13 protein-coding genes are annotated in these 17,039 nt (G+C 68.1%); 7 read left to right on the forward strand and 6 right to left on the reverse strand.

Going from position 1 to position 17,039, the window contains the following annotated elements:
• A partial coding sequence (locus tag Q0066_RS05485; protein WP_298130886.1) for a toxic anion resistance protein occupies nucleotides 1-451 on the reverse strand: 451 nt, incomplete at its 3' end.
• A gap of 250 nt (nucleotides 452-701) precedes the next feature.
• On the reverse strand, nucleotides 702-905 hold the full coding sequence (locus Q0066_RS05490) for a cold-shock protein (RefSeq protein ID WP_298130889.1): 204 nt from the start codon (nucleotides 903-905) through the stop codon (nucleotides 702-704).
• Nucleotides 906-1,103: 198 nt separating this feature from the next.
• Between Q0066_RS05490 and Q0066_RS05495 the strand changes: the two genes are divergently transcribed.
• The 3 genes from Q0066_RS05495 (at nucleotide 1,104) to nudC (ending at nucleotide 8,473) form a co-directional block, all read left to right on the forward strand.
• Nucleotides 1,104-4,298, forward strand: coding sequence for an ATP-dependent DNA helicase (locus tag Q0066_RS05495; protein ID WP_298130891.1), 3,195 nt, complete (start codon nucleotides 1,104-1,106; stop codon nucleotides 4,296-4,298).
• Nucleotides 4,295-7,429, forward strand: a complete 3,135-nt coding sequence (locus Q0066_RS05500) for an ATP-dependent DNA helicase (RefSeq protein WP_298130892.1) — start codon at nucleotides 4,295-4,297, stop codon at nucleotides 7,427-7,429. The genes Q0066_RS05495 and Q0066_RS05500 overlap by 4 nt, the downstream gene beginning before the upstream one ends.
• Before the next feature lie 162 nt (nucleotides 7,430-7,591).
• Complete coding sequence (gene nudC, locus Q0066_RS05505) at nucleotides 7,592-8,473, forward strand: NAD(+) diphosphatase (RefSeq protein WP_298130895.1); 882 nt, start codon at nucleotides 7,592-7,594, stop codon at nucleotides 8,471-8,473.
• A 61-nt stretch (nucleotides 8,474-8,534) separates the two neighbouring features.
• On the opposite strand, the gene Q0066_RS05510 is transcribed toward nudC, so the two are convergent.
• A complete protein-coding gene (locus Q0066_RS05510; RefSeq protein ID WP_298130896.1) occupies nucleotides 8,535-9,014 on the reverse strand; it encodes a hypothetical protein in 480 nt (159 codons plus the stop codon).
• Between the two features lie 88 nt (nucleotides 9,015-9,102).
• On the opposite strand from Q0066_RS05510, the gene Q0066_RS05515 reads away from it, so the two are divergent.
• Complete coding sequence (locus Q0066_RS05515) at nucleotides 9,103-9,696, forward strand: hypothetical protein (protein WP_298130898.1); 594 nt, start codon at nucleotides 9,103-9,105, stop codon at nucleotides 9,694-9,696.
• A gap of 14 nt (nucleotides 9,697-9,710) precedes the next feature.
• Here Q0066_RS05515 and Q0066_RS05520 read toward each other — a convergent pair whose 3' ends face one another.
• Both Q0066_RS05520 and Q0066_RS05525 read right to left on the reverse strand, forming a co-directional pair.
• On the reverse strand, nucleotides 9,711-11,522 hold the full coding sequence (locus tag Q0066_RS05520; RefSeq protein WP_298130900.1) for an alpha-amylase family glycosyl hydrolase: 1,812 nt from the start codon (nucleotides 11,520-11,522) through the stop codon (nucleotides 9,711-9,713).
• Nucleotides 11,523-11,723: 201 nt separating this feature from the next.
• The gene (locus tag Q0066_RS05525) at nucleotides 11,724-13,112 is read right to left on the reverse strand and encodes an FAD-dependent monooxygenase (protein WP_298130907.1); all 1,389 of its coding nucleotides are present in this window, start codon (nucleotides 13,110-13,112) and stop codon (nucleotides 11,724-11,726) included.
• A 215-nt stretch (nucleotides 13,113-13,327) separates the two neighbouring features.
• On the opposite strand from Q0066_RS05525, the gene Q0066_RS05530 reads away from it, so the two are divergent.
• From Q0066_RS05530 to Q0066_RS17535, 3 genes are all read left to right on the forward strand, one after another.
• Entirely contained in the window at nucleotides 13,328-13,705 is a 378-nt protein-coding gene (locus tag Q0066_RS05530; protein ID WP_298130903.1) for a hypothetical protein, read from the forward strand.
• Nucleotides 13,702-14,271 carry a zeta toxin family protein gene (locus tag Q0066_RS05535; protein ID WP_298130906.1) on the forward strand — a complete coding sequence of 190 codons (570 nt, stop codon included), beginning with the start codon at nucleotides 13,702-13,704 and terminating at the stop codon, nucleotides 14,269-14,271. Before Q0066_RS05530 ends, Q0066_RS05535 begins: the two co-directional genes overlap by 4 nt.
• A gap of 946 nt (nucleotides 14,272-15,217) precedes the next feature.
• Nucleotides 15,218-15,988: a glycosyltransferase family 2 protein gene (locus Q0066_RS17535; protein WP_366521499.1), complete on the forward strand. Its 771-nt coding sequence runs from the start codon at nucleotides 15,218-15,220 to the stop codon at nucleotides 15,986-15,988.
• A gap of 893 nt (nucleotides 15,989-16,881) precedes the next feature.
• Here the strand turns inward: Q0066_RS17535 and Q0066_RS17540 are convergent.
• On the reverse strand, nucleotides 16,882-17,039 hold a 158-nt coding region (locus tag Q0066_RS17540), incomplete at its 5' end, for an HRDC domain-containing protein (RefSeq protein ID WP_366521500.1).

Consider the following 17,039-nt stretch of genomic DNA (forward strand, 5'->3'; position numbering starts at 1 on the left):
GATCGCCGAACGGGATCATGCCGAGGAACTTCTTCGACCCGCGCGCCTTGCCCGGATCGAGATCCTCAACGGTGCGGCGCAACTGCACCAGGGTCTGGCCGACCTTGGATCCGTCGGACAGGCCACCCTCCTTCAGGGCGCGGACCGGCGCGTTCAGCAGGCGGTTGGAGGTCTCGGCGGCCTTGCGGATGTCGGCGTCGCCCATGCTGCGAACCGCGTCGGCCTGCGCCGAGAAGGTCGGTGACTTCTCTTCGGCGGAGTCGAGTGCCCGCAAGAACTCATCGACCTTGGCGTCGAGCACCGGCACCTGCGTGGCCTCGACCTGCGGAGCCATCGCCGGGGCCTGCGTCTCGGTGATCACGGCGGGGGCGTCCGGGGCGGTGAGGGTGAGCGTGGCGGGCGGCTGGAGCGGCATCGCGGCGGCGCCGCCGGGGGTCGTGGTGGAACTCATGGGTACCTCTCGACGCGGGCAAAGACTTCCCGCCCAATCTAGCGGGCGGCGAGGACACAAGCAGTGGGGAGAGCGTCGGGGACAACCCTGGAAGGCGGTGGGCATCGCCGCTGATCGAGCTTCGTCATCGTTGGCCGAGCTTGCCGAAACCTCCTTTGGTTTCGACAGGCTCAGCCGCCGCTCTGGAAACGCGAAGCGGGCCCCATCGGCGGATGGGGCCCGCGACTCGCGATGGACTCGAGATGTCAGGTCAGAGCGGCCGAACCCGATCCGCCTGCGGACCCTTCGGGCCCGACGTGATCTCGAACTCGACCTTCTGGCCCTCGTTGAGGGTACGGAAGCCTTGAATGTCGATGGCAGTGTGATGGACGAAGACGTCCTGCGTACCGCCCTCGACCTCAATGAAGCCGTAGCCCTTCTCGGCACTGAACCACTTGACGGTCCCCTGCGCCATGTACTTCTCCTTAGCTTTAATACGACCGTCGCTGACGGCCACTGCCGAACGAGCTGTCCCAGACGACCAGTGCGGTCGCCCTCGCGGCAGCGCCAGCAACACTCTCACATCCGTCCGCGCCTGTCACTCGCGCGAGGGACCCCGGACGCCGCGTGTCGCCGTCCGGAAAATGTGGGCGGCGGGTGATTCGATGAGGACATGGAATCGGTCGGAGCGCCCACGATGCGCGAGTTGGACTCCGTACAGCGCGAGGCTGTCGAGGCGCACCGCCGCACGCCGGTTCTGGTGGTGGGTCCGCCCGGTTCGGGCAAGACGACAGTGGTGGCGACGGCCGCCGCACTCGAGCTCGGCGAACGCGCTCCGGAAGAGCCTCAGCCGCTGGTGTTGACGTTCGGACGGCGAGCCGCGAGCCAACTGCGCAACGAGGTGGCGCGGGCGCTGGATCGCACGGTCAGCCCGCCATGGGTGACGACGGTGCACGCGTTCTGCCTGTGGCTGCTGCGCCGCGCCGCAGCCCCCGGAACGGTCTCGCCGCGGCTGCTGACCGCGCCCGAGCAGGAGTTCCGGGTGCGAGAACTACTGGCCGGCCGCGGCGTCGAAGCGTGGCCGGCGGAGATTCACCAGGCGGTCGGGACTCGCGCATTCGCGCGCCAGGTTCGGTCGGCGATCGCGCGTATTCGGCAACTCGGCCTCGATCCGGACGACGTGGTGGCGGCTGGAAGGGCCGCGGGTCGCGACGAATGGGTGAGCGTCGGACGGTTCTTCGCCGAGTACCTCGACATCCTCGACCACGAGGGCAGCCTCGACTATGCCGAGCTGGTGCACCGCGCTCGGATCGTGCTCGCCGACGAAGAACTGGCCGCGGCGGTACGGGGCGAGATCTCCCGCGTGATCGTCGACGAGTACGGCGAACTCGACCCGGCGCAGATCGGCCTGCTGCGTTCCCTGGTCGGCCCGGGCGGCCCGATCCTGGCCGTCGGCGACCCCGACCAGGTGGTGTTCCGGTTCCGTGGCGCCCATCCGCGCGCGCTCGCCGACTTCCCCGACACCTTTCGCTCCGCCGCCGGAGAACCGGCCGCGGTGCTCGCCCTCGATGCCCTGCACCGGGGCACCCCCGGCATCACCGCGGCGTGGCGGCGGGTCGCCCGCCGGCTGCCGCTTCCGGTGCTGGGCGATGCCGCTGCTCGAGTGCTGCGCGGCGAGGTGGCCGGTGAGCCGGGCAACGAGGTGCGCACCTTCGTCTGTGCGACTGAGGCCGAGCAGGCTCAGTTGATTGCCGAGGAGTTGCGCCGGGCGCATCTGGACGAAGGATTCCGGCATGCCGACATCGCGGTGCTGGTCCGCTCGGGCCGGCGGCAGATCGCACCGATCGCCCGCGCCCTGGTAGCGGCCGGTATCCCGGTCGAGGTGGCCGGCGATGAGATTCCGTTGCTGTCCGAGCAGGCCGTCCGGCCTTTGCTGTTGGCACTCGAGGTGGTGCTGCGGGGTACCGAACCGGGCGGCAACGAGCTCGACGCCGACGAAACCAAGCGGTTGCTCACCTCCCCGCTGGTCGGGCTGGACGCCGTGGGCCTGCGCACCCTGGGCCGGTTGCTGCTCGAGGTGGAACGTGAACAGACCGGCACCGCGCTGATCGCGCGCAGTCCCGGTCAGCTCATCGCCGATGCGCTGGCTGAGCCGGAACGCCTCGCCGGGCTGCCCGACACACCGGAGGTGACGGCCGTCCGGGGCCTGGCCGAGCTGCTGGAGCGCGCGGCGCAGACCCTCCGCAATCCGGCGAGTGGGGCGTCCGATGTGTTGTGGACGCTGTGGTCGGGCACCGAGTGGCCGCAGCGGCTGCGGGCGGCGAGCCTGGCCGGTGGCGAAGGCGGACGTCGCGCCGACCGTGATCTGGACGCGGTGATCGCCCTGTTCGCCTCTGCCAACGCCAGCGAACAGCCGGCCGACCCGAGCGGCGTGCGGGGATTCCTCGCCGAGGTGGCGGCCCAGGAGATCCCTGCCGACACCACCCGCGAGGCGGAGGTGCGCGGACGTGGCGTCCGGCTGCTGACCGCGCACCGCGCCAAGGGTCTGGAGTGGCCGCTGGTGGTGATCGCCGGCGTCCAGGAGGGGCTGTGGCCGGCACCCGGTCAGGGGGCGGCGATCCTGGAACCGTCCGAACTCGTCAGTGATGGCCTGGTCGGGCGTCCGGACGCTCGCGAGGCGGTGGCCGACGAGCGGCGGCTGTTCCACGTGGCGTGCAGCCGGGCCAGCCGCCGGCTGATCGTCACCGCCGTGCAGGGTTCGGACGGCGAGGCGAACCAGCCGTCCCGGTTCCTCACCGAGCTCGGTGTCGAGCCGACCGAGTTCCGGCCCAGCGCGCGGCCGCTCACCCTGCCCGCGCTGGTCGCCCAGTTGCGCCGACGCGCCGCCGACCCGGGCTGTTCAGCTGCGCTGCGTGAAGCTGCGGCGGCCCGGTTGGCCCGGCTGGCGGCGCTCACCGACTCCCATGGGCGCGCGTTGGCGCCGCAGGCCAGGCCGTCGCTGTGGTGGGGGGTGCTGGACGCCACCGGTCGCCCGCCGACGCCCACCGGTCCGCTGCGGATCAGTCCGTCGATGCTCACCGGCATGCTGACCTGCCCGCGCCAGCACTACCTCACCCGGCAGGTGAAGGCCGATCCGCCGCGCAATGCCGCCACCAGCCTCGGCTCGGTGATCCACGTGCTCGCCGAGCACGCCCGCAACTCCGGGCTCGGCTTCGACGAACTCACCGCGAAGCTCGACGAGGTGTGGGGTGAACTGCCGTTCGCCACGGCCTGGCTGTCGGTGGCCGAACGCGATCAGGCGGAGGCGGCGCTGACCCGGTTCCTGAACTGGTCGGACGCCAACGCCGGCACCGAGGTGCTGGGGGTGGAGGTCGACTTCGACGTCGAGGTCGACGTGGGCGGTGATCAGGTTCGACTGGTCGGCACGGTCGACCGGTTGGAGCGTGCCGCCGATGGACGGCTGCGGGTGGTCGATTTCAAGACCGGGAAGCGGCCGCCGACCGCGGGTGCGACCGCCTCGCACGAGCAGCTGGGGGTGTATCAGCTGGCGATCGAGGCCGGCGGTTTCGAACGGTTGGCCGGCCCGGGTGCGGCGAGCGCGGGCGGTTGCCTGGTCTACCTGCGGGTGCCCGGTGGCAGCGATCTCGACGACTATCCGAAGGAATTCCATCAGGCTGCGCTGTCCGAGCAGCCGCACCTGGCCGACGATGACGCCGAGCATCCCAGCTGGGTTCATGAGCGGCTGTCCCGGGCGGTCAGGCTGATCCGGGCCGGTCGGTATCCGGCGACACCCGGCCCGGGCTGCACCTGGTGCCCGTTCGCGGCGAGTTGCCCGGCCAAGCCGGCGGGCCGGCAGGTGGTGGCATGACGGGGGTGCTGCAGACGCCCGAGCAGCTGTGCGAGGTGCTCGGGTTGCCGTTCTCCGAGCAGCAGCTGGCGGCGATCACGGCGCCGCTCGAGCCCGGGGTGATCATCGCGGGTGCGGGTTCGGGCAAGACGACGGTGATGGCGGCCCGGGTGGTGTGGCTGGTCGGCAGTGGCCAGTTGGCACCTGAGCAGGTGCTGGGGTTGACCTTCACCCGGAAGGCGGCCGCCGAACTGTCGGCACGGGTGCGGACGGCGTTGCAGCGGGCGGGGGTGATCGACGACACCGGGGTGGACGAGGCGGGGGAGCAGTTGGTGCTCACCTATGACGCGTTCGCCGCCCGCCTCGTGGCTGAGCACGGTCTGCGGATCGGGGTGGAGAGCGATCCGGTGATGATCACCGGTGCCTCCCGGTATCGGCTGGCGGCCCGGGTGGTCACCAATGCCGCCGGACCGTTCGAGCATCTGGCGTCGTTCGCGCCGGTCACGCTGACCGAACGGCTGCTGAAACTGGACTCCGACCTCACCTCGCATCTGGTCAGCGCGGCCGAGGTGGGGGCGCATGCGCGCGAGTTCCGCACGGCGTTGGCAGAGGCGCCGCTGAACCGGTACCGCCGCGAGTACGCGTCGGTGCGCCAGGCGCGGGCGATCACCGAGCAGCGCCTGGAGTTGCTCGGGCTGACCACCGCCTATGCCGAGTTGAAGCGCAGCCTCGGCTACGTCGAGTTCGCCGACCAAATGGCGGTGGCCGCCGAGCTGGCCCGCCGGGTGCCGGCGGTGTCGGAGTTGCTGCGCCGGCAGTTCCGGGTGGTGCTGCTCGACGAGTACCAGGACACCTCGTCGGCGCAGGCGGCGATGCTGCGCGCCCTGTTCTCCGGTGATGATCCGTCGTCGGGGCGAGGGCATCCGGTGACCGCGGTGGGCGATCCGCACCAGGCCATCTACGGCTGGCGCGGGGCCGCCGCGAGCAACATTCTGCAGTTCGCGCAGGACTTCCCGACTGTGCAGGGAATGCCTGCCCGGTCGTTCGCGCTGACCGTGAACCGGCGCTCCGGGCCCACCATCCTGGCGGTGGCGAATGTGTTGGCGTCCGGGCTGCACACCGATCCGGCGATGGGCGGCGGGGCGGCCGCGCTCGAACTCACCGCGCCGGAGGGGACCCCGCCCGGCCGTGTCGAGGTCGCCGGCTTCGCCACCTGGCCCGAGGAGGTGGCGTTCATCGGTGAACGGATCGCGGCGCTGCACGGCACCGGGCGGGTGGGTTTGTGGTCCGATTTGGCCGTTTTGGTGCGCCGCAACGCGCAGATACCGGCGCTGTACGCCGATCTGAAGGCGCGCGACGTGCCGGTGGAGATCGTCGGCCTCGGTGGCCTGTTGGAGCTGCCCGAGATCGTCGAGGTGTGTTCGGTGCTGGCGCTGCTCGACGACGTCAGTGCGAATCCGGCCGCGATCCGGCTGCTCACTTCGGCCCGGTGGGCGATCGGCATCGCCGATCTGGCTCTGCTCGGGCGCCGCGCCGCCGACCTGGCGTCCGTCGAGGGTCCGCGGGACGGCGACCTGGTGGACGACCTGGGCCGAGCGTTGGCGCGCACCGAGGGCGTCACAGTGCCCAGCTTGTTGGAGGCGCTGCACGACCCGGGCGAGCTGCACTACAGTCCGCAGGCCCGACGCCGGTTCGCCGCGGTCGCGGCCGAGATGGCCGGGCTGCGGCAGCATGCCGGCGAGCCGGTGCTGGATCTGGTCCGGCGGGTGATTAGCACGCTGGGTGTGGAGGGTGAGCTGGCGGCGTCCGGTTCGTCGAGCGCCCAGCTGGGGGCCTTCACCGATGCGGTCGCCGCCTACTGCGACGTGGACGGCGAGGCGTCCCTGGGCGGGCTGCTCGCCTATCTGGACGCCGAACGCAACCACGGCGTCGGCCTCGACCAAGCGGTGGCCAGCGATGCCGATTCGGTGAAGCTGCTCACGGTGCACAAGGCAAAGGGCCTGGAGTGGGAGGTGGTGTTCCTGCCCGGCATGGCCGAAGGCGTCTTTCCCAACGACCGGGTCACCGAGAACTGGGTGACCAACGCGGCCGTCCTGCCCGCCGAGTTGCGCGGTGACGCCGGGGCGATCCCCCAGTTGGCCGACGCTTCCGATGCCGCCTTCAAGGAGTATGCGGCCGCATTGAAACAGCAGGCGCGGCATGCCGAGGACCGGCTGGCCTATGTCGCGGTCACCCGGGCCAAGCAGCTGCTGGTCGCCACCACCCACTCGTGGGAGGGGGAGTTGATCAAGCCGCGCAAGCCGTCCTCCTATCTGCGGGCCATCGAGCAGCACGGCGAGGTGTTGCGTGATGCGCCGCCGGCGGAGGGTGATAATCCGCTCGCCGGGTCGGGTGCTGCGTTGGAGTGGCCGGTGATCGGCGACCCGGAGGCCCGCGAGCGACGGCAGCGGTTGGCGGCCGACGTCGAGGCGGCGTCCGAGCTGTTGGTGCCGCTCGACCCGGTCGGGCTGTCCGCCGAGGAGCAGGCGGAGGTGGCGCAGTGGGATGCGGATGTGTCCGCGCTGGCGCTCGCCGCGGTCGAGGAGCTGGCGCCGGCGCGTCCGGAATACCTGTCGGTGACAGGACTGGTGCGGTTGGCCCGCGAGCCGGAGGAGTTCGTGACGGACGCGAGCCGTCCGATGCCGCAGCGTCCGGTGGCGGCACAGCGGCTGGGCACCCGGTTCCACCGCTGGCTGGAGGACCGGTTCTCGCTGGAGCCGACGTTCGACGTCGACCCCGACCAGGAGCCACCCGACGACCCGTACTTCGCCCAGCTGAGTGCGGCGTTCGAGCGCGGACAGTTCGCCACCCGGCGTCCGCGTGCCGTTGAGGTGCCGTTCAGCATGGTGGTCGCCGGCACCATCGTCCGCGGCCGGATCGACGCGGTGTTCGACACCCCCGACGGCTACCTGGTCGTGGATTGGAAGACCGGCGACGTCGACCGCGCCGACCCCGCTCAGCTGGCGATCTACCGGCAAGCTTGGGCTGACCTGGTCGGGGCGTCGCCGAGTCAGGTGCAGGCCGGCTTCTTCGACATTCTGGCCGACCGGTTGGTGACACCACGGCTCCCACCCGAGTCGGCCTGGACGGACGCGGTGAAACGACTGAGCTGACGCCGACCGTCCTGGCCAGCCGTACGTCATCCCGGGCTTGCCCCGGGATCTCAGAAGCCAGCCGTCCGTCCAAAGGAGATCCCGGCGTCCGCCGGGATGACGAGTCAGCCGCTGGTCGAGCCTGGCGAGACCCACTCGTCCGGAAGTCGTAGGTTGAGACCTATGGACACCTGGGGCGAGGCGGGACAGCTGGATCGGTGCGAACCTCAACGGCTGGACGCCGACTGGCTGGTTGCCCAATGGGCCGACCCCGCCGCCCTCCTGCTGAGCGTCGACAAGTCCGGCCAGCTGAACGTCGGCGATGATCTCGCCATCGTCGAACGACGTCCGGCGGGCGAGTTCGACCCCCAGCAGCACTACCTGCTGGGTCTGTCAGCCGGGCGTCCCGTCTTCGTCGAAGCCGCCGACGTAGAGAAGGGCGCCGGTCTGCGCGAGTTGATGCCCGTGCTCGGCCCCGCCGATCGCGAGCTCGTGGTCGCAGCCGTCGCGCTGGTGCAGTGGCATCGCACCCTGCCGCATTGCGGCCTGTGCGGTGCGGCGACGATCGTCACCAACGGCGGCATGGTGCGGCACTGCCCCTCGTGCGGACGCGATCGCTTCCCGCGCAGCGATCCGGCGATCATCGTGGCCGTCCTGGACGCCGACGACCGGCTGCTGCTCGGCCACCAGGGAGTCTGGGCACCGGGTCGCATGTCGATCCTGGCCGGCTTCGTGACCGCGGGGGAGTCTCTTGAACAAGCCGTTCATCGCGAGGTCGGCGAAGAAACGGGGCTCCGACTGTCCGCCGTGAAGTACGTTGCGAGCCAGCCGTGGCCCTTCCCGCGTTCGCTGATGCTGGGCTTTGTGGCGCGGGCGGCCACGACCGACATCCAGGTGGACGGTGTAGAGATCGAGTCCGCCCGCTGGTTCACCCGTGAGGAACTAACCGCCGCAGTGGACGCCGGTGAAGTGGGCCTACCAGGCGAGGCGTCCATCGCGCACCGGCTGATCGCGGACTGGCGGGCGGGACACATTCACGGTCCTGGAGACCTGACGGCCCGGTGAGATCCACTCGTGGCGTCCCTCGAGATTGAACGAAGAAGTCTGGCCGATCGATTTGTTGATGCTAGGCCTGCCAGCTGGCCATAGGCTCCCGAAGGACAGTGACGTCCCTGAACTGGATCGCGAAGGCGAAATCCGGCCAGAACGAAAACCGATGTTCGAAGCGTGTCGGAGTTCCCTCCACGATGTCGATTTCATCTGACACGAGTTCATGGTCGGTATCGCACAGATCGAAATCGATCACCTCTGCCGTCGTCACGGCACGCAGTATCGCGTCGTGATACTCGATCGTTGCGCGTTCGTACCCCGTCTGAAGGTCACCGATCACGAGTGACCACCTGAAGACGGTGCCTTCCATAGTCCAGTCGCGGACCTGAGCGTCGTGCAAGTTGGTGTGAATGAGCGCCCGGATCGTGTCGCTCGACCTGTCGTGGAGTTGATCAAGGTGGCTTCGGTAGCTAGAGATCACGATGTCCTGATCGACATCACCGGAATCGAACTCTGCGTCGAACCATCGAAACGTCACGGTTCCGCTACTCGTCACGCTCAAAGTCTTCCAGCGGCGAGCGGTCGACGCCATTGATCCGGACAGGGATGGTCCGATTCGGCCGGCAGGCTGGGAGACTTCCTCCATGGTCTCGGCTATCTACTACTTCGCGACCACCGAGGATCAGTTGATGCTTCTGGACCATCTTGGTGAGCGAATGAGGGTGACCCTGCACCCCTGGTGGACGGTGGCCGACCCGATAGTCACGTGGACTCGAGATGATGCGCTGCGCGCGAGCGAGGTCATGGTTGCTTCGGCTGAACTTGGAGGCCCGATAGCCATCCGCCCTGGCGACCCTGCGATGGAAGAGTTCAGCAGGGCCGGCGTATTCAACCGCATCAACTGGGAGCGGATGTACTCCAACGAGGGCAAGGGCATCGTGGATCCCAACTCGTCGCCGGTTCTCTTCTGGCAGCCAGCTGCTGTTGGGGAGGAAGGGATCATCCGGACCAGCAGTATCGGCTCTCAGGCTGACCATCCCGCGGCGATTTCCGAAGCGTACGACCGGTGGGTTAAGCGCACGGCGAGCTGGGCTCGTCGCCGGGGCACGAGGGTCTGGGGCCTCGAACAGGACTCGCTACGACCGGATCTCGACTTCCAGATCGACGTCCTCAACAGCATCTACGCGCTACCCGGAGCCCTCGAGAAACTCGGGTCTGGGGTGGCGGGACGACGCTAACGCCGGCACCTACCTCAGGCGTCTTGAGAGTAGACCAGCGCGGCATACGGACCGATGGTGAACTCGGCCGAGACTGGTTGGTGATCCCACAGGATGGGTGCGGCCTGGAGGTCGGTGGTGTGGACCCCGCCGAAGTCGTGGCCGAACATCGGAGCGTCACTGTTGCAGCGAAGCCGCCAGGTGCCGGCGCGCGGAAGTCCCACTCGGTAGCCGTCGATCACCTGTGTGGACAGGTTGACAGCGACGATGACGTCGTCACCCGGGCCACCCTGCCACCAGCGGTGATACACCAGCACCTTGCGTTGATCGTCGACCCGCAGCAGTGTGGTGTGTGGTCCGCGAAGCCCGGCGGTGGTGCCGTCCAGGTTCCGGCGTAGGCGGACCAGTTGTCGGGCCAGGTGCAGGAAGCCGGAGTGCCGGTGTGTCTTGTCCCAGGACAGCGGGGCGCGGTCGTCGAACCATCGGTCCTCGCAGAACTCCTGGCCCTGGAAGAGCAGCGGCATGCCTGCCGAGGTGAGCACCAGTGCGAGGCCGAGGGCGGCGCGTTTGCGCGACGGCCAAGAGTCGGCGGCGCCCGGGTTGATGGTCTCGGGGAGTCGTGATCGCCCGTTGGCGACCTCGTCGTGGGACTCGGTGAAGATCACGCGTTCATGGGCGGCGCGCAGGTAGTGACCGGTGACCGCGCGAGCCACTGCGGTGGCGTCGCGGCCGGTGTCCCAGGGAGTCTCCAGCGCGCGTCGGACAGGGTGCACGAAGTCGGCGTCCCACTGGGAGTGGAAGCCGAGCCCGCCGTCCTCGGCCGGCGCCGTGACCAGCGGATCGCGCTGCATGTCCTCGGCGATCAGTAGCTTCCACGGCTGCCGCAGGCGGAGGTCGGTGGTCATCGCGGCCAGATAGCGATGGCCACCGGCGATCCGCTCCCGGGGGTGATGAACGTTGCCCCAGCGGGACCGGATGTAGTTGGTGCCGTCGAACCGCAGTCCGTCGACCCGGAACTGCTCCAGCCACATCACCGCCGAGTCGCGCAGGAAGTTGCGGACCTGTTTGCGGTCGTAGTTGGGACGGGTGGCGCCCCAGGGGGTGAGCGCCCGCCGGTCGTTGTAGAAGTACTGGCCGCCGTAGCCGCGGCGGTAGCTGCCGTCGAAGCGCCACAGGTCGAGGTCGGTCGGGCCGAGATGGTTGTGCACCACGTCCAGGATGACCGCGATTCCACGCTCGTGGGCGGCCCGGACGAAGCGGGCGAACGCCAGCGGACCTCCGTAGCTGGTGTCGATGGTGAACAGATGGGACGGGTTGTAGCCCCAACTGTGCGGCCCCGCGAAGCTGAACGGCGGCATCACCTCGACCGCGTTGGCGCCGAGCCACTTCAGGTGGTCGAGCCGCCCGATCGCGGTGTCGAAGGTGCCGGGCCGGTCACCGTCGGCGGTGAAGGTGCCCACATGCAACTCGTAGAGGACCAGTTCGTCCCAGCCGGGCATGGTGAATGGCTGCTCGCCCCAATCAAGGGTGGCGGGGTCGAACACCACCGCGTTGCCACGGCTGTGGGTGACCTCGCGGGCGAACGGGTCGATCCGCCACCGGTACGGCCCGCCACGGCGGATCAGAAACTTGTACTGCGAACCGCGCCGGGCCTGCGGCACGAAGGCCGACCAGGTGCCCGACCGGGCATGGTCGGGAGCCATCGGAACCCGGCCGGCCGCGGTCCAGCCACTGAAGTCGCCCGCAACATGCACCGTGCGGGCATTCGGAGCCCAGACCCGGAAGGTCACCCCGTCGTGATGCGGGACGGCACCCATGCCAGCATGGGGGGACGGAGCGATCGGCACGCTGAGACACTACGCGGCCGCTCTGAAAGTCCCTGCGAGCCAGCGCCGTTTTGATCGTGGCCACGACGGGGGCGATCAGGAGGAATGACTCCTTTGGGACGCGCTGATCTAAGCCCCTCCCTCGTCATCCCGGACTTTGATCCGGGATCTCTCCCACCTTGCCGGGTCAGAGCCCGGGATGACGGGAGTGACCAGTGCCGCTTAGCGGTGGGCCGGTCGTATAGCCCGGGCTGCTGCCAGGGCCAAGGTTCGCGCGGCAACTGCGGGACTGGTCAAGCTGCTGGGATGCGCACGCATGAACGTGACGTCGGAGAACTTGCGGGCCAGCGCGACGTCGGTGACGGTCCCGTCGATCAGCATGTTCGCGTAAGCCTGACCGGCCCGCGTCATCGCGGTCTGGCGCGCACCGACGTGGGGGAGCGCCAGGTCGGGCACGGCCGAGGTCTGCCAGGCGGCGTCCACGATGACCCGCTGCAGATCGAAGAACGCCCGTGCCGGTCGACCGAGGTCGGGCCCGGGGGTCAGGTACTCCGACAGGCAGGACGCGTGCAGCGCTGCCGAACTCATGCCCTGGCCGTAGATCGGGTTGAAGGAGGCTGCGGCATCACCGACGACGGCCAGCCGGGCCGGGAACCGGGCGAGCGCATGGAAGTCGCGGCGGCGGCTGTCCGCCTGGGTATAGCCGGTGATGGGTTCGAGCAACTCGCCGGCCGTCGCTTGCGGGAACGGGGGCGGTAGCTGGGCACAGATCGCGCGCAGCGCATCCGGGTTGCGTCCGGGCTTGTCATCGGCATAGCCGCCCATCATGACGATCCACCGGTCGCCCTCAACCGCATTGATGATGGACGGCGCGAGGCCGGCCGGCGTCCGACCGATCGCCCAGCTCGCGAAGGTGAATGCGACCTCGGGATCGACCTCGTCCCGATGGAAGAGCGCCGTGGTGTAGTTGATGTCGACGCGCATGCGCTGCAAAGGGGGCGCCGGCCAACCGGCGTCTTCCAGCCAGTGACCCAGTCGGGTGGAGCGGCCCGTGGCGTCCACCACGAAGTCGGCCGTGAGCGTGTCGCCCCCGTCCAGGCGCACGCAGGCCACCGCCTCACCCACGACATCGAGCCCGACCGCGCGGCTGCCGACCACCTGCAGGTTCGGCAGTGCGAGGGCTCGGCGGCGCAGCGCCGCTTCGAGGAACGGCCGGGTGCTCATCACCATCGCGGTCTCGGGTACCGCGACCTTGAGTCGACCGTTGTAGTAGACGCGGCTGTTCTCGGTCGTCGCCAACCCTGCGCCGGCCGCGAGCAGGTCATCGGAAAAGCCGTCGTACCAACGGTCCAACTGCACCCGGCCGGCCGGCAGCAGGGTGTGCACCTGGCGGGACTGCGGCACGCCGTGGCGCGGTGCCGCGTCGTCCACCAGCGAATCGGGTTCCACGATGACCACGTCATCGAAGTGGTCGGTGAGTACCCGAGCGGCCAGCAAGCCCGCGATGCTGCCGCCCAGGACAATGGCACGACCACCCAGCCGACCGGAAGCAGAGGGACGCGTGGCGGTTCCGAGGCGGTCGAAGATTCGCGCGGGCCCGGAGGTGTTCATCACACTGACCGGGTAGGCGTGGCCGCGGATTGCGGTGACCGAGGCGGTGGGGGTGGCAGGCAGGTGCGCATTGCCGGAGTCTACGGACCCACCGGGCACCCAGAACCACCGCTCCGGATGGTTCGGCCGCGTGCGCCAATCCAGGCCGGACAAAGTATGGGCCTGACTGTACCAATTTGATACGCTTGTCTGTCAGTGAGTGAGAGGGGCGGACAATGGCCAAAGGTGCAACCATCCCGACACGGGTGACGGCGGATGTCGCCGCTGCTGCGACGTCCGTCGCGCAGGCGGAGAACCGGACGACAACCGAACAGATCAATTACTGGCTGCGGATCGGCATGCAGGTGGAGCGGTCCGCTTCGACGGAGAACCGCCAGATCCTCGCTGTGGCTACGGGCGATGCTCAGTTCGCCACCCTGAATCCGCAGGAAAGGGAGGTTGCCCACGCTGTGATCGACGCACGGATCGCTCAACGGGCAGCAGCCGTGCGGCTCGGGGCGACCGTGCGACGGTCGGGGCAGACGACGGTCTCGATCGACGATGACGGCCACCTCGTGGAGCTCACCCCGGACGGCACTCGGCGACTTCTATGAGTCGGCTCGACCTCATCGTCGGACCTAACGGAGCGGGCAAGACCACCGTCTACGAGTACCTGATCGCTCCCGACCGGCCCGGCCTGCCGTTCGTTAACGCCGACAGAATCGCCAGCAGCCGCTTTCCAGGGCACGAGAGCGAACAGGCGTACGCTGCCGCACGCATCGCCGCGGCTGCGCGGGAGGCCCTGATCGCCGCTCGGCTGGACTTCTGCACCGAAACAGTCTTCTCGCACGTGTCGAAGATTGACCTGGTCCTGACCGCCGCGGCCGCCGGCTACGACGTGGTACTGCATGCGGTCATGATTCCACTCACGCTGTCCGGCCCCAGGGTGGCCGCCCGCGTGGCTGCGGGTGGCCACGACGTCCCCACCGACAAGCTCGCAGACCGCTACGCACGCCTGTGGCCACACGTCGTGACCGCCGTGCCGCACTGTCACCGAACGATCTTCTACGACAACTCCCGTGACGATGGCCCGCTCGAAGTCGCCGCCTATCGGCGGGCAATACCCGATTACGCCCCGAAGTGGCCCCGCTGGACGCCGGGCGCTCTGCTCACACTCTGACCTGTCCGCGACGCGGTGATCAGGCGTCATCCGCCGTCCCGCCGGCGACCACAGTTGGGACGGCGTCGCCGCAGGACTCCAGCTCCTTGGCGTCGACCCCGGGAATCGCGAACAACTCTCCGTGCTGGTCGGACAGGGCCCTGCCGACAGTGGGTCTTTCGCCGGCCACCGCGCGTCGTGCACCGCGACGATAGTCTGTGCAAGTGGGTAGACCTGCGAACCGAGGGCACACCGCTCCGCCATATATGGCGGAACTTGTTGTTCAAGAGTATGTATCCCTCCGCAGCGAGTCCCTCGCTGCCAAACAGAACCAGCAGACGATTCTTCAGTGGACTCTAGCTACGGTTGGAGTCGTCGTAGCGGCAGGTATCGCCGCTGGCGCCGCATTGAAGGACTTGGATGGCATTGCTAAGTCTAGCCTGATTATGGCGAGCGTCCTCCTTGTCGGCGGCCTAGTGCCGGTCGTAGTCTCTTGTGCCTTTGGTATTTGGCTCGGGGAGCTTCAACGGATGGAGCGCGCGGGTCATTACTTGCGGGCACGCGAATCGGCTTGGAGCGAGGGGAGGTCAATTGGCGCTCGGCCAGAGGATCCAGGTAGTTGGAACCTATTGATGTGGGAAAGCCTGCTGGCCGATGGTGCACGTCGCCCTCACGCTTACCCAAAGAATCGAATGGGCGGAATGGCCAGCATCGGTCTATTTGGCGCGCTTTTCGTCATCTCGTTGGGCGTCGGACTGGTAATGGCCTTCGGAGGGGGAGGGTTGCTCGAGCACTTGCCCGCCGGCATAAGCGCTATCGCAGCGACCTGCGTTATCTGGGGTTGGGTCGTGGTTCTCACCGGCGTCGTCATAGCGGTCTTCTGGAAGCCCATTCGTGTATTGGCCTCGAACTCCGCGCCAGCCCTCGATCTTGACACCCGATGAACATACCGCTCCTGACGCTCGTAATGCCTTGTAGGGACGAGATCGATGCACTCGCGTGGCTGCTTCCGCGAATTCCGACGAATACTGAAGTAATCCTTTGCGACAACGGCTCTACTGATGGCTCTCCCGGCTTCGCCGCGTCTTGGGGAGCGAAGGTTCTGGTTGACCCGGCGCCGCGACAGGTGGGGCGTTGCGTTCAGTCAGGCATTGCCGCAGCTTCCGCGGACGTTGTCTGCGTGATCGACTGTGATGGCACCATCGATCCACGTGATGCGGTGCGCTTAGCCGGACCCATCGTCTCAGGGTCTGCGGACTTCGTCGTCGGCGTCCGCGCCAAAGAAGAGACAAGCCGCTCTGTTCGCCATCGTTTGGCCAGCCATCTACGTGACGCACTCGTCCGCAGAGTGCTGCCGGAATGGCCGTTCGTTGACCTTGGCTCGGCGCGAGCGTTTAGAAGGTCTGCGTTCGCGCAATCGGATCGACGTCCTGATGAGCGTTTCGGCTGGAATCTCGATGTTACAATGTGTGCCCTGGAGATGCTGGATCATGACCGTATCGACTCGCTTGGCATTCCATATCGGCCGAGAATCGGCAAGTCTAAGATAGCCGATCACTTCTTTGGGAGTCTTGTCGCAGTCACTGATCAACTTCGAGTGTTGCAGCGATACCTGGTGCGGAAGGTGGGTGGTTATCGCCTCGCATTCGATGCCGATGCCGATGCCTGCAAACGGTGCAGTCGGTGGGCGGCGAGAAACGCCTCTCCGTGGGTCTGCAGCTTTCTAGGCGAGCACTAGTCGGGAAGCCGGCGGCGCAAGCGGTCTTAGCGCGCCACATGCGGATCTGGCGGCACCTCGGTCGCCGCGGTCAGTCGGGCGGCGCCGGGCCGCTGGACTCGCGCCATCCGTGCCAGGTACGCGGGCGGAGCCCGTCGGCGACACGTGTAAGAGCCGGCTGCCGAGGCAATAGGATCTCGACCGTTGGCACGGCGGGTGAGCCCGCCAACAGAACTCAATGGGTACGGAGATGGCATGGCTTCCCAGTTGTGGCGCCACAGGCTTAGCCGCGTCTGGCGGGTTGGACTCCCGGTGGCCCTATTGCTCGTTGTCGCTGGCGTGTTCCTCCCCGAAGAGTGGGGATGGTGGGCCAAGTCTGTTCCGCCCGTCGCTGGGATCGTGGCCACCCTGGGTATTGACTGGATCCTCGCGGGGTCCAGGCAGAGACGACAACGCGAGGAGGACGTTGCCAAGATGCGAAAGCGGCTTGGCGCGCTGAAGGACACCCCTCAAGACGGACAGCAGCACGGCTTGGACGACGCCGCCTACCAGGTGGCGCCATATTGGGGGGCGGGCAACGCTCCATGAGCAACTCGATGCCGCTTGTGCAGCCTCAGGTGTGAAGGTAGTCCAAGTCACAGAGGCCGCCGAGGAAGCGCTCACACGCTGCCGACGCCTTGCTGACGCTGGGGTTGATGCCCCGGCATCCTTCCGGGCTGGTCTGGAACAGGCCAAGCGCCAGGCATATGAGCTTCGGATCGTGCTCGCGGGGCCGGATCGCCCGCCGGGGGTCCACAAGCAGTGATGGATGGGCCTGGGCGGAGGGGCTGTTACCTGAGAAAGACTGATCAGTTCGGCATGCGACCGAAAGGACCTGGGACCTGTGTCCGCGTGACGTAAGCCGGTCGGCTCGGTCAGGCACCATCCGCCGTGCCGCCGTCGACGACGGCCAGGACGGCGTCCCCGTAAGACTCCAGCTTCTTGGCGCCGACGCCGCTGATGGTGAACAGGTCCTCCGTGCTGGCCGGACGGTGTTGCGCGATCGCGGCGAGGGTGGTGTCCGGGAAGACGA

Source organism: Micropruina sp., from assembly GCF_027492755.1.
Taxonomy (GTDB): Bacteria; Actinomycetota; Actinomycetes; order Propionibacteriales; family Propionibacteriaceae; genus Micropruina.